Consider the following 13,046-nt stretch of genomic DNA (forward strand, 5'->3'; position numbering starts at 1 on the left):
ATGAGAATATTAAAAGTTAATGAATAAAGCACGTCACCGGCAGCTTCAATCCAGTTCATTTCATCTTATAGACGGAATTAAATATATAGAAGTCCTATATTCTATTACCAGCCAGGAGAACATGCCGGAGCAAACATTATTAATTACATTCATAATAGCTTTAATCTTCTCAGCGGTGCACCTTACCGCCCCCAGATTATACGGGCTCTCTGAGAAGTATAAGAAAGCGGTAGTTTCTTTCTCAGGCGGTGTTGCTGTAGCTTATGTGTTTTTTGATCTGCTGCCTGCGATACAGGAGGCGGCAGTGCATCTGAGGTTCCTTTTGCGCGGCAGTCTGGATGAAATACCGCTCTCAGAGGTCGCAATATTTGGAGTTGCGTTCACAGGCTTCCTCATATTCTTCATATCAGAGCATGCCGCTTTACATTCACGCCGCCGAACTGCTACTGAGACTGGACAGCACATAGATTCGGTGGCTGCCTCAAATGGTATATTCGTCATCCACTTTAGCATCCTTTCCCTCTTAAGCCTGTTAATAGCCTATAATCTTCGCTTTGAAGTTCAAACTGGCCTGCTGCAGGCGGTGCTGTTCTCTTTTGCCCTTATCCTTCATTTCTTCGGTGCAGATAGGACCATGGAGGTACACCATCGATATCTGTTCAACAGGTACGGCAGGTATTTCCTCAGTATAATGCCTCTCACAGGCTGGAGTCTATCTGTTCTTTTCCCGGAAAGGCAATCTGAGGCAGCGGTTTTTCTGGCATTCATAGCAGGAGCCGTGCTGTTCAACGTTATCAAGGACGAAGTTCCAGGAGCAGAGAGTGGAGAACCGAAGTTTTTCATAGCCGGCGCATTAATATATGCGGCGGTGCTGCTTTTGCTTTTATGGATGGAGCGATAGATCTGAACGAATCTGAAAGAAAGAAGCTGGATGATGAACGCACAGAGGTACTGGAACAGCTTGAGGACTGGCTTGAGACCCCTATGGTTGTCCTGGGATTTGTCTGGATGTTGCTCCTGATAGTAGACTTGATATGGGGACTGAACCCTTTTCTTTTAATTTTAAGTGACGTAATCTGGGCAATATTTATCGTGGATTTTATTGTTGAATTCATCCTTGCACCGCAAAAAATCAATTATTTGAAGGTTAACTGGATAACTGCAATCTCTCTACTGGTACCTGCGATCCGGGTACTAAGGGCTGTCCGCATTGTACGTGCAATGCGGGCTACAAGCATTGCCCGCGGAACAAGGCTGATGCGATTGATGGGTTCGCTCAACCGCAGCATGAGGGCACTGGGCACTGCAATGGGCCGCCGCAGGTTCGGCTATGTCCTCATGCTTACTCTGATAGTTACACTGTCAGGTGCCGCCGGAATGTATGCTTTTGAGAGAGAGGCATCCACGGGGGGTTTTGAAAGCTACGGCTCAAGCCTGTGGTGGACTGCAATGATCATTACGACAATGGGGACGTACTGGCCCGTGACCCCTGAAGGGCGAATGCTCAGCTTCATCCTGGCTGTGTATGCTTTTACAGTATTTGGGTACGTGACCGCAACTCTTGCCACTTTCTTCATAGAGCTTGATAAAAGTAGAGAAGAAGGGCATGCCAGTGCCGGAACAATCGAAGAGCTCCGCCGGGAAGTGGCCGCACTGCGGGATGAAATTCACTCCCTCTGTGCTCTGAAAAAGGACTGAAAGAGCTCTATTTTGCCTGCGGGGCAGATGGGCTTTTCGAGAAGGCGTAATCAGTACCTATAAAGATGAGTCTTTACGCCGGTACTTGCCAATGGATATCACGCCACTAAAAAAGGAGTTTCCTGTGATTGCCTGTTTGAAATCCTTATCTGTGACGTGTTAAGCCCACCAATCTTCCTGTATCTTGAGTACAGCAATAATCTAATGCTTAATAAAATACATCAGGAATATAATCATATGGAGAAAGAAGAAGCTGAAATAACGGGGTTTAATGAAGAAATCATAAATATCCAGGCTGCAATAGCTGGTTTTGAATCCGGGCATAAATTGAATATAGCAATCACGGCTGAACCTTTAGCTGGCAGAACAATGCTGATTAATGAGGTAGAAAAAATAAACTATCAAAAGGTAACAAGGCTCTCTTTTTCATCGACAGTTAAAAACAAAGGCGAAATCTCATTACCTGAGCAATTAAGACGAATTGTATTAATCGACGATTGCCAGTTTCTTTATACGCGCAGGATCGGAGGTTTTCACATTCTTGAGGATTTCTTAGAATTGATGACATCTTCCAATAACATTTTCATTACTGCCTGGAACCTCTATTCATGGAAATATCTGGAAAAGGTAGTCAACATCGGCAAATATTTTCCTGTCCAGATCAAACTTCCAAAATTTTCTACCAGCGATATCAAGGAATGCATTCTTTCAAGGTATAAACCGAATGAGATAAAATTTATCGAGAATGAATATGAGAAAGAAAAAATAATCGAGATCACAAGACATCCTGTTGTCATAAAACCTTTGAAAAACCCCATCGATATTCCTTTTTTTAAAATAAATTATGATACTCTTAAATTAAGATTATTCAAAAAAGAAAAAAATATCTCAGTGGAAGACGTTGTTTTTGAAAAGATCGCACGGATCTCAAATGGAAATCCGGGGGTGGCTAAAATTATATGGCAGAATAGCCTCGAATATCCGGTAATCAAACCAGGCAAAATAAAGGAGTTTTCCTTCAATATCGAGCTTGATTATAACGAATCTTTTATCCTGGGCGTAATCCTTTCAATGGGAACAATTAAAAAGAAAGAACTGTCAGAAATTGTGGGTTATGATTACGGTATAGATGAGACACTCTTCAGATTATTGGAACAGGGCTTGATTTCGATAGAAGAAGATCATTGCAGCATCAAACCTGAAGCTCTGCAAAGTATAGTAGAATTTTTGAAAAGATCAAGGCTGGTATGGTAGATGGCCGATAGTAATACTATTAATGATACAATTAGTAACACAACTAATAACACAATCAATAGCACAATTGATAAAACCGTTCAAAAAATAACTGCAACCCCGGCTATTGATATGGCTGATATTCTGAGTGCTATATTAATACTTATTATTGCAAACCTGTTAATTCGGGCTATTACTTTTATCCTGACAAGTTTTTCAGAGAGGGTAGGTATATACAGGATTAACATAAAAATGGTGCTACCATTATTAAAATTTTCGATTTATGGAATTGCACTATATTATATATTAGGGAATATCTTTAATCTTACTTCCCCTCAAAGTCTTGCTTTTTCAGGTCTTCTGGGCGCTGCAATTGGTTTTGGCCTTAAGGATTTATTTGCTGATATGATCGGTGGAATAGTAATTACACTTGAAAAACCTTATCAAGTAGGGGATAAAATATATATGGGGGACTATTATGGCGAGGTCACTGATATAGGGTTACGTGCCACTAAACTTATAACACCTGATGCTAACCTCGTTTCTGCACCAAATTATTTGATCTTCTCCCAGGCTGTAGCAAGCTCTAATTCCGGGAATCCAGAGATGATGGTCGTCATTGAGTTGTTTATAGACCATGACTCAGATGCTTTTTTGGCTATGAAAATCTTAAAAGAATCTGCAGTTACCTCAAAATATGTATATGTCTCTAAGGAAAGCCCTTTTACCGTCCTTTTAAAGGATTATCCGTTTTACAGGCGGCTCCAAGCTAAAGCTTACGTGAATGATCTGAGATACCAGTTCGAGTTTGAATCCGATGTGACCAGAAGGGCATTGAATGAATTCTCTAAAAACGGTATCAAAGCGCCGAATGTGAATATCCTGGAAGCAGAGGGTTATGGTAAGATTGCCAAACGATGGGAGCCATGAATTATTTTGTGAAGGCGATCGTGGATAATAACAAAAGGATTCTCTTCGCAAGCAGAATAGCCGTTGCCTGCACAATATCATCTTCTTCGGGAAATTAATGAAAGTTTGAGCAAAAGATATTTGCAATATGAAATCCATCTTCATATAGAGTGATCAAACGAAGATCTTGTCGCAGGTTAATTATTAGCCTCCGGAAATCATAAGGTGTAGCAAACCTGCGACAGAAGAGGATTAAAATGTTCGAAAAGAAAATTTGTCCCAAATGCGGTGAAAATAGCATGGTACGGAAGAAACTTCCCAGTGGAAAATATACACTGATTTGTGAAAGATGCGGGACAAAACGCGGTGAGTTTATTGAAGATACAAAAAAGGGAGTTGTATAAGATTATCTCCCATGATCGTTGATATTTCGAAGTATTTCCACCAGTAATACAATAAAATGATAAGAGCCACTATAAGACCGAGGTATCACAGGATTTCCCTTATCGATCCATGTTCGTCTTTTTCCGTTATTTGCTTCACCTCTTTATTTCTCAATCCTCACAGGCGGGAAACCAACTATTTCAAAGGTCGCTGAAGCTATTTTTATGTCTTTCTCCTGGTTGAAAGCTTCAAGGATTTTTTCATATAACGAATTACTGACCTTCCTTCTCTGACGGGGATCTACAACATATCGCAAACGCATATCGATCCAGTTATCTGTTATCTTTGTATAGATATTTTCATCAACATCACTTGGATGGATAAGGTATTTTTCTTCCATGTTTCTGAGTTCATTTTTTGCAGAAATTTCAAAAGCATTTGTAATCTCGTGAGTAGTTTTAATAGCAATTTCCTGAGCTTTTTTCCAGTTGCTGTCATATGTTAACATAAAATGTATCTCATCCCATATGAAGGAGAAATCTTTGGAATAATTTTTAACTGTTTTATTTAAAATGAAGCTATTTGGTATCAGGAGCAATCTTCCGGAGTACTGGTCAGCTTCGACCCATTCCCGAATTTCCATCAAAGTTGTGGAAAAAAGTTTTATGTCCAGTACATCTCCTGCATCGTTTTCTACCTGTATCCTGTCTCCGGCTTTAAATGGAGATGTTAAAATAATTATAATTCCACCAGTCAGGTTTTTCAATACATCCTGAAGAGCAATAGCGATGCCTGCGCTGAGGAGGCCAAAAGCAAGGACCAGTGTGGTTGTTTCCTGGAACCAGATAGCTAAGATCGCACCAAAAAACAATATTGAGATAATGGTAGAGACCGCTTTTCTTATCGTATATCTTTCTCTAGTTTCGTGTATCTGTCTTTTAATAAGGTTTTCAGTAAAGATATTTGCGATATAGGCTATCAATAATGTAATAACTGAATATAATACCTTGATCAAATCCGGATATTGGAAGAGATAATTGATATATGCTATTGAACTTATCGACAAGATTAAAAAAATAGTCATTACCCACCTGTTAACACTCATGATTTAGTAATCGTAGTCACATAAATATAAATTTTTCTAATGTTTCAATAAAAATACATAAATTGTTATGTATCTACGAAAAACTTATGAGTTCTTAAACTAATAATAAATATATGGGGCATACGAAATATTTTATGAATGCAAGTAGTGGAAAAAAAAATATGAAACTGTATTTTGAGAAAATGGGGGTAATAATATGAGATTTCTTTTCGGGGATTCGACAGAATTTCAGATGCAAATAGATTTCCTGAGCCTTCTGAACAATTTTGTAGAAACAAGTGTTAAGACAATAAAACTTGAAAATGCTGTTTTTGATCTTAAAGAAACGATAATGGACCGAAGGAGGCTTAAGAATTCGGTCACTGATGAGATGGATAATTTTATCCTGACTGTTGAGAACGCTATTGGAGGAGCCGTTGCCAGGAGCAAAGAGCAGGACACTATCGTTAAATATGCAGAAAAGAGCAGAGAATTTTTAAAAAAGTATATTGAAGATGGTAAAACAAAGTTTACGGAAGAGATATTCCAGGAAATCACCCAATTTGAAAAAAAGATAGAGGAGGCAGATGAGGAGAACAGGAAATTATTGGAATCCTTCTTTATATATGATCCCATACCGGTGATCGGGAAAAAATATACCATCAAAGTAACAGAAAAAGGCTATTTGGCAAAAGTACAGGTGAATTGCGAAGGTGGCATTTCTTGCCTTTTTGACCTTGCATCAAACGAATCGCCTTTCTGGAAAGGCCATGTCAGGGTCCGTGATTTTGAAAAAGGCGTCGAGATCCCTGCCAGGATGAAGAAACCGTTTCTTAAAAAGGAACTGGTGCCTGATATTGTAAGCCTGGATGATTTCTTGCTTTGCGACCTCATTCTTTCTGATAAAGAGCTGGAAGTTGTTTTCAGGAGGAGACAGGATATCAAAGCTGAGCAATTCAGAATGAAAATGACATTTAATGACGAAATCTCAGTTGATGTGTCCCATGCAGAGGAGAATGGTGTGGAAAAGGACATTATTGCTGTTCCGGAATTGAAAATTGAATTAAATATATTAAGATTGCAGGAACTGGGAAGAAAGATTGTGGAGCAAACAAATTATCTCTATCCTAAGAAACAAAGATTAAAGACTATATTATTGGAAGGCAAGGATGTTTTTGAGGAGAACCTTGTTTTTATGCTTATGCAGAAAGTTGCAGAAATTTTCGCACCGACTGTAGTAGAGATAAAAAAACGCAGTCCTTCAGGCGAAGAATTGTCTCTTAAATCGGAAGATGAGCACGGGACAAGACATGAAATATATCTTAAGAAATCTGATGTTAAGGAGAAGCTCGATACAATAGGTGAAAAGGGTCGGAAGTTGTATGAACTTCTTGACGTATAGGAAAGTATAAACACATACCCCTATCTTGCGCCAGAATTTTCGGCCAAAAAGTTGATATTCTTGGTTTTCATTCTTTTGTGTGTGCATCAAAACAAAAGCCAAGAAATCAGTAACAATTACAATAACCATAGCAATTATACTTTTCTCATGCAATGCTTGGGGTGACTACAAAGTCCGTTACAAAGACTCAATACGCTCAGTTGAAATCGAAAATGTCGACTGAAAGTCCCTCACAGGCATGTGGTTTTTACTGTTTCAGATAAGATGAGAGAATTATTAAAGAATCCAAAATATCAGAAAGTCCTTTTTGTAGCTTCAAAAATCACGATGGAAGAGATGGTAGCCTCATCAAATAAGAAAAGTGAAAAGAAAACCAAGCTTAAGATTGGGATGATCCAAGTATTGCAAACCTTTGGGGCTGACATGAAATACAATCCTCATGTACATTGTATTGTCACTGAAGGTGGTTTTGACCGGAAATGGAATTGGATCCATACCTATTACATGCCATATAAATTTTGGAGAAGAAAATGGCAGTATAAATTATTGACAATGCTAAAGAAAGAAATGCCAAGATGTAGGGAGACCGATGTTTTTATTAACCTGCTTTTCAAGAACAATCCAGAAGGATTCGTAATAAATGGAGAACATCGTTTCGAAAAAGGAGAAGGTTGGAATATGGCCAGATACATTGGAAGATATGTCAAGCATCCGCCCATTGCTGAATCAAGAATCATTGCCTTCGATGGAGAGCAGGTAACATTCTGGTACAAAGATTCAGAAACAAAACAGAGAAAAACGGTAACTATGGAAAAATTTGAGTTCATTCGATTACTCCTCAGTCATATACCACAAAATAATTTTAAAATTGTAAGATATGTCGGTGTCTATTCAAGAAGAGGATACAAGCATAGGCAAACTGAATTCCATGAAGGAGGGATAATATTCATTAAAAGAAGCTGGAGGGAGGAGATTAAGAAAACTTTCAAATATGATCCTCTAATATGCCCATATTGCGAAACACAAATGGAACTCATAGGAACATGTTTTGAAGGGACTGAAAGTTATCCAACTGAAGAACCACAACCAGTTGAACCACCATCCGACCATAAATATAGTCAGCACGATAGAATACTTTTTATCACATCAGTGATTAAATCGGTTATTTTTCCCTGGCCCAAGCCCCGTTTTGGTTTTTTAAGTATATTTAGGCTGGATCGACCCGGAAAGTAATACAATCTGTGATATAATTTTTACTGTATATTATTTGTTCTAAAGTATCATCTTATCATATTAGCCGCTTCCTGCACAGCCCCCAGTTTCCCTATTATCGTCACATAATCCCCGTCCAGTAACCCTGTCTCAGGATGTGCAATAAGTGACCTGTTACCTCTGCGGACCATGACGATCAGACTATCCTCCGGCAGGCGTATGTCTTTAATGGCTTTTCCTATAACCCTCTTATTGGAGACTCTGATCTCAATTATATCCCCCTCATCGCTGACCTCACACATGCCGAATAAGACGGGATGCCCGACCATGCCATCGAGCATAACAGCCGTGGCTATCGTGGGGCTGATAGACCTTATGCCGAGGTCTCTGAAAGCCTGAAGGTTCTCAGGTTTACTGACTCTCGCTACCAGGCCATCTTCGGTGAACCCGAATTTCGTTTTGGCGATCTGGCAAACTAAGAGATTTGTGTTATCCTGGTCTGTTGTTGCAACAAGATATTTGCTGTTCTTGATCCCGGCTTTTTTCAGTATCTCTATATTTTCCGCATCACCATAAACTGCTTTTATACCCATTGATATTGCCCTTCTACAGTTCTCTTCTTTATTATCGATTATTACAACATTCTCTCCGCGCTTCATGAACCGTTCTGCAAGAGCAAGTCCTACTCCACCGCCGCCGACAATCAATATTTCCATAGGTACTACTCCGGTTCTTTTTGCTATAAACCTTGCTGAAATCCCTGTTAATATTACAGTTGTTATTACCGTGATAAACATCAATCCAAGAAGGTTTTCCGATTCCGTGACGAAACCTAAATCCTTCAGCCTGAAAGAAAAGTAAACAGCCATTGAGGCTGGTACAACGCCTCTGGGTCCCATTGCTGAAATAAAAATTTTCTCGCCTGTTCTCAGATCGGACGTCCGGGTGGAAATGAATACTGCCAGCGGTCTTATGATCAACATCAACATGCCCACGAAGATAAATCCTTCAAAACCAATGGCTGCAATATAATCAAAATCTAAGAGAGCAGACAATAGAATAAAAATAACAGACAGCATTATTATCGATATATCTTCTTTAAAATTCTTTATGGTCTCTTTATGTGGGATATCAGAGGACCCCACGAATATCCCGAATACCGCCATTGCCATTATGCCTGACTGGTTTCCGATATTTTCTGCACTCACAAACGATGCCAGAAGAATAGATACTGTAAGCAGCCGGGCGAGCTGATCGGTAAGCAGGGGAATATTGCGTAAAACCAGGATAATAATAATCCCGCTCAACACACCAAAAAGAACCCCGGTTGATAGCCTCATTAAGAGAAATTCAACTGCCTTAATACCGCTCAGCGATGCCACAATCCACTCAAAGACAAGTGCAGCGAGTATCACGCTTATACCATCGTTCAATACCGCCTCAGCCTGTAAAACGCTGGCAACTTTATTATTGACTTGCACCTGCCTGATTATAGGCGTGATCACCGTCGGACCTGTAGCTGAGATGAGCGCTCCCAACAACAAAGCGATGTTATACGGGATATTCAGGATAAAATAAGCAGCTAAAGAGGAGAGTATTGCGGTGATCAACATCCCGATAGTGATCAGATTTAATATGCTGTGCTGAATTTTGCGAAGCCGCCTGAGATCGATATCCAGACCTCCGTCAAAAACTATTATGGCTACCGATAGACCCACCAGCAGCTCTATACCGCTCCCAAAACTCTCAGGTTCGATTATCCCTGTTACCTCAGGACCTAAAATGACTCCGGCGGATAGTAAAAAAACTATGCTCGGTATTTTCAGGATTTTTCCGAGCATATGTGCTAAAATCCCTATAAAGGTTACAACCGCAAGTGATGTCAGCAGATCTGCCATGTTAATAAACCTCCATAAAGGATTTGATAATGCGTAGCATGATAGATTAAGGTTGTTAATCGGATTTTCCTGAAAGTTTTTATATGTTTAATAATATGGAAGAGCATAATAATTGATCTTTTAATACAAGGAGAAATATGGAATTTCTTAGTCAAGAACAATTGTATCTTTTTGCTTACGATGTTTTTATATTTATTCTGATTATTATATTAACAGCCTTAGCTGCAAATATCTCAAGAACATTGATAGACAGGGCACTGCACTCGATTAATCCCTATCTTGCGGCGCACATTAAGCATTATGTATTCATACTCATCTGGGCTATAGGTATCATCCTTGGAATAAAGCAAATGGGTATTTCAACAGATATCCTGATGCTGTTGATGGGGCTTGCAGGCATCGGTTTTATTGCATCCGCGCTTTACGTTCTCCAGAACCTTGTTTCCCGTTCATTTTTGGATATCCACATGCAGTATAGAGTGGGCGACATAATTTATATCAAGAATTTTACCGGAAAAGTTATAGAAATAACCGATCTTAACACCGTTTTACTCGACAAAGAGGGAAAATTGATAGCTGTGCCCAATGTGCAGTTTTTGAAAGAAATATGGGTAAAACACGGCTCTTTGTCGGCTGGATATGAGATGACGATACCAGTTGCAGTCAATAAAGAAATAGATATTGTTAATTTCGAAAAAGAATTATTAAATTCAACTAAGGAACTGAAGAAGTATTTCAAAAAAGAGCCAAACATTGTTACTTCAAAAACCGATGAAAAAATAAACGAGCTGTCCTTGATTTTGAGTTTGAAAGACCCTGAGAAGAAAAGCGTTGTGACCGCTGAGCTAAACGAGATTATCAATAAGTTAATAACCGAGTTCGAAGAAAGATCGGAAAAAGAAAGAAAAGAAGAAAAGCTCAAGGAAATAAAGGATATCTCTCAATGAACAAAGAGATAGAACTTAGCCGGGAGATGAGTCTTCTCAGCGCCACGATGATAGGAGTAGGGGCAATGATAGGCGCCGGCATATTTGTCCTCACAGGAATAGCAGCTGGAACGGCTGGACCCGGTCTTCTGCTGGTTTTTTTCCTGAACGGTATAGTTACCCTGTTCACCGCCCTGACGTACGCAGAGCTCGGCTCGGCGATCCCCGAAGCAGGCGGCGGGTACCTCTGGGTTAAATATTCTCTTCCGAGCATTAACGGCTTCTTAAGCGGCTGGATGAGCTGGTTTGCACACGCAGTAGCGGGAAGTCTTTACGCTCTGGGTTTTGGCGCGTATTTTGGTCTCCTGCTGGAGAGTTATCAAATATCTCTGCTCGGTCTATCGGGAGATGAACTCAGTAAATTCTTAGCAGTATGTATTGCCCTTATCTTCATCATCATCAATTTCATGGGCGCCTCTGAGACCGGTAAAATAGCGAACATCGTGGGTTTTACGAAAATCGCAATTCTGGGTATTTTTATCATATCGGGTCTTTATGCGGTATATAACAGCCCTGAATGGTTCTCAAATTTCAACCCGTTCCTGCCCAATGGGTTCGGAGGCGTTTTCATGGCAATGGGTCTGACGTTCATAGCCTTTGAAGGTTACGAGGTCATAGCCCAGACAGCGGAAGAAGTCAAAAATCCTAAGAAGAACATACCCAGGGCGATTTTTTTATCCCTGCTGATTGTCATCCCGATCTACCTGCTGGTAGCTTTCGTTTCCATCGGCGCCCTGGATACCGATGTTCCTGCATGGCAGTTCCTGGGGATGCACAAAGAGCTCGGGCTGCTTGAGGCTGCGCGACAGTTCATGCCGTTTGGAACCTTTTTGCTGCTGGTCGGAGGGCTTGTCTCAACCATGTCCGCTTTGAATGCCACAACCTTTTCCTCAACGCGGGTTTCTTTTGCCATGGGAAGGGATTTTAATCTTCCGGGAATCTTTAAAAAAGTTCATCCGTCAAGAAGAACCCCTTACTCTGCATTATTTATTTCAGGTGCACTGATAATTTTCATGGCTGTAAGCCTTCCGATAGAAGATGTTGCCAGTGCTGCTGATATAATGTTCCTGCTCCTGTTCTTACAGGTCAATATAGCAGTGATCATGATCCGGAAAAAATTCGGAAAAGAACTTGAATACGGCTATATGATGCCGTTTTTCCCGGTTATTCCAATTCTGGGAATTATCTCGCAGCTTTTCCTTGCCATTTATATGTTCAATTACAGCCCTAAAGCCTGGTATGCTACTATTATCTGGATTGGGATCGGATTTTTAATATACTTTGGCTATTCTCTTGGAAAAGAAAAAATAGAGAAGGGCAAGATTGCCCGCTCGATTGCGCCCGGGGATTACCATGTTATAGTCTCGCTTTCCAAACTGGAAAGTGTTGAACCTTTGATTACTATAGGTGCTGCAATGGCTAAATCCAACGAGAGCGAAGTTGTCGCTTTGCACGTGATAGGGATCCCGTATCAAACGTTTCTTGAGACTGGAAATCAATTTATACAGGATTCTCAACCTATTTTTGAGAAGGCAATTTCAACAGGTAAGAAGCTTGGAGCCGGGGTCGGGAAGAAAATAGTGGCTTCGCATAATATCCCTGAAGCTATACTCGATGTTGCAAGGTCCGGAAAAAGCGAGATCATACTTTTAGGAGGAACAGAGAGGTCACTCCGTGGAAAAATAAAGCAAAGCATTCCCCAGATAGTGATGGAATCCTCCGACTGCGATGTTGGCATACTTTTCCCTAAAAATTTTAAGAATATCAAAAAGATACTCGTTCCGCTGGGACTCGGGGAACATGCATACCGGGTTAAAATCGCTGAAAAACTCATGGCGTTTTTCAATGCAGAAATAACGATTTTTACTGTTGTTGAGGACAAGGATTCGGTTCCGCTGGCAGAAAAAAAGCAGGAGGAAGCTGTTAAAGTATTAAATAAAGCGGTCGATCGCGAGGTAGAAGTTGCAAATTCGGTTGAAGATGCAATTGTAAAGAGATCAAAAGATTACGACCTGATTATAATCGGACCGTCTACAGAGTGGATACTGCACGATGTACTGTTCGGGTCGCTGCCTGATAAAATCATTAAGGGGGCAAACTGCAGTGTATTAATCGTAAAACAACCGGAACAGCGCGCAGAATCATGGATTGAGATGATATATGAGAAAAGTCGAAAACATGTAATGGTTACTAAAAAGCCTGTGAAATTAACTTAGATCCTGGAATAAGGCACTGCCCAA

General features: G+C 40.2%; 11 protein-coding genes. 9 read left to right on the forward strand and 2 right to left on the reverse strand.

What is annotated here, in order from left to right:
- The first annotated feature begins 19 nt into the window (after positions 1-19).
- The 5 genes from CL181_RS04995 to CL181_RS20120 all read left to right on the forward strand — a co-directional run bounded on the left by CL181_RS04995 (position 20) and on the right by CL181_RS20120 (position 4,244).
- The gene (locus CL181_RS04995) at positions 20-901 is read left to right on the forward strand and encodes a hypothetical protein (protein ID WP_097298143.1); all 882 of its coding nucleotides are present in this window, start codon (positions 20-22) and stop codon (positions 899-901) included.
- Complete coding sequence (locus CL181_RS05000) at positions 886-1,698, forward strand: ion transporter (RefSeq protein WP_097298144.1); 813 nt, start codon at positions 886-888, stop codon at positions 1,696-1,698. Before CL181_RS04995 ends, CL181_RS05000 begins: the two co-directional genes overlap by 16 nt.
- Positions 1,699-1,935: 237 nt before the next feature.
- Positions 1,936-2,952 carry a hypothetical protein gene (locus CL181_RS05005; protein ID WP_141398799.1) on the forward strand — a complete coding sequence of 339 codons (1,017 nt, stop codon included), beginning with the start codon at positions 1,936-1,938 and terminating at the stop codon, positions 2,950-2,952.
- A complete protein-coding gene (locus CL181_RS05010) occupies positions 2,953-3,861 on the forward strand; it encodes a mechanosensitive ion channel family protein (RefSeq protein WP_255251426.1) in 909 nt (302 codons plus the stop codon).
- A 236-nt stretch (positions 3,862-4,097) separates the two neighbouring features.
- On the forward strand, positions 4,098-4,244 hold the full coding sequence (locus CL181_RS20120; RefSeq protein ID WP_176505067.1) for a hypothetical protein: 147 nt from the start codon (positions 4,098-4,100) through the stop codon (positions 4,242-4,244).
- A 143-nt stretch (positions 4,245-4,387) separates the two neighbouring features.
- On the opposite strand, the gene CL181_RS05015 is transcribed toward CL181_RS20120, so the two are convergent.
- Positions 4,388-5,329 (reverse strand): mechanosensitive ion channel family protein, encoded by a 942-nt coding sequence (locus CL181_RS05015; RefSeq protein WP_097298146.1) that lies wholly within the window; start codon positions 5,327-5,329, stop codon positions 4,388-4,390.
- Between the two features lie 196 nt (positions 5,330-5,525).
- Between CL181_RS05015 and CL181_RS05020 the strand changes: the two genes are divergently transcribed.
- Both CL181_RS05020 and CL181_RS05025 read left to right on the forward strand, forming a co-directional pair.
- Complete coding sequence (locus CL181_RS05020; RefSeq protein ID WP_097298147.1) at positions 5,526-6,710, forward strand: hypothetical protein; 1,185 nt, start codon at positions 5,526-5,528, stop codon at positions 6,708-6,710.
- 240 nt (positions 6,711-6,950) lie between these two features.
- The gene (locus CL181_RS05025; RefSeq protein WP_141398800.1) at positions 6,951-7,943 is read left to right on the forward strand and encodes a transposase; all 993 of its coding nucleotides are present in this window, start codon (positions 6,951-6,953) and stop codon (positions 7,941-7,943) included.
- Between the two features lie 47 nt (positions 7,944-7,990).
- Here the strand turns inward: CL181_RS05025 and CL181_RS05030 are convergent, their stop codons facing one another.
- Positions 7,991-9,820 carry a cation:proton antiporter gene (locus tag CL181_RS05030; RefSeq protein ID WP_097298149.1) on the reverse strand — a complete coding sequence of 610 codons (1,830 nt, stop codon included), beginning with the start codon at positions 9,818-9,820 and terminating at the stop codon, positions 7,991-7,993.
- 137 nt (positions 9,821-9,957) lie between these two features.
- Here CL181_RS05030 and CL181_RS05035 point away from each other — a divergent pair, with 137 nt between their 5' ends.
- The gene (locus tag CL181_RS05035) at positions 9,958-10,767 is read left to right on the forward strand and encodes a mechanosensitive ion channel domain-containing protein (protein ID WP_097298150.1); all 810 of its coding nucleotides are present in this window, start codon (positions 9,958-9,960) and stop codon (positions 10,765-10,767) included.
- Complete coding sequence (locus tag CL181_RS05040) at positions 10,764-13,022, forward strand: amino acid permease (RefSeq protein ID WP_097298151.1); 2,259 nt, start codon at positions 10,764-10,766, stop codon at positions 13,020-13,022. The genes CL181_RS05035 and CL181_RS05040 overlap by 4 nt, the downstream gene beginning before the upstream one ends.
- Positions 13,023-13,046 lie beyond the last annotated feature (24 nt).

Origin of the sequence: Candidatus Methanoperedens sp. BLZ2 (genome assembly GCF_002487355.1) — an archaeon.
In the GTDB taxonomy this organism is placed as follows: Archaea; Halobacteriota; Methanosarcinia; order Methanosarcinales; family Methanoperedenaceae; genus Methanoperedens.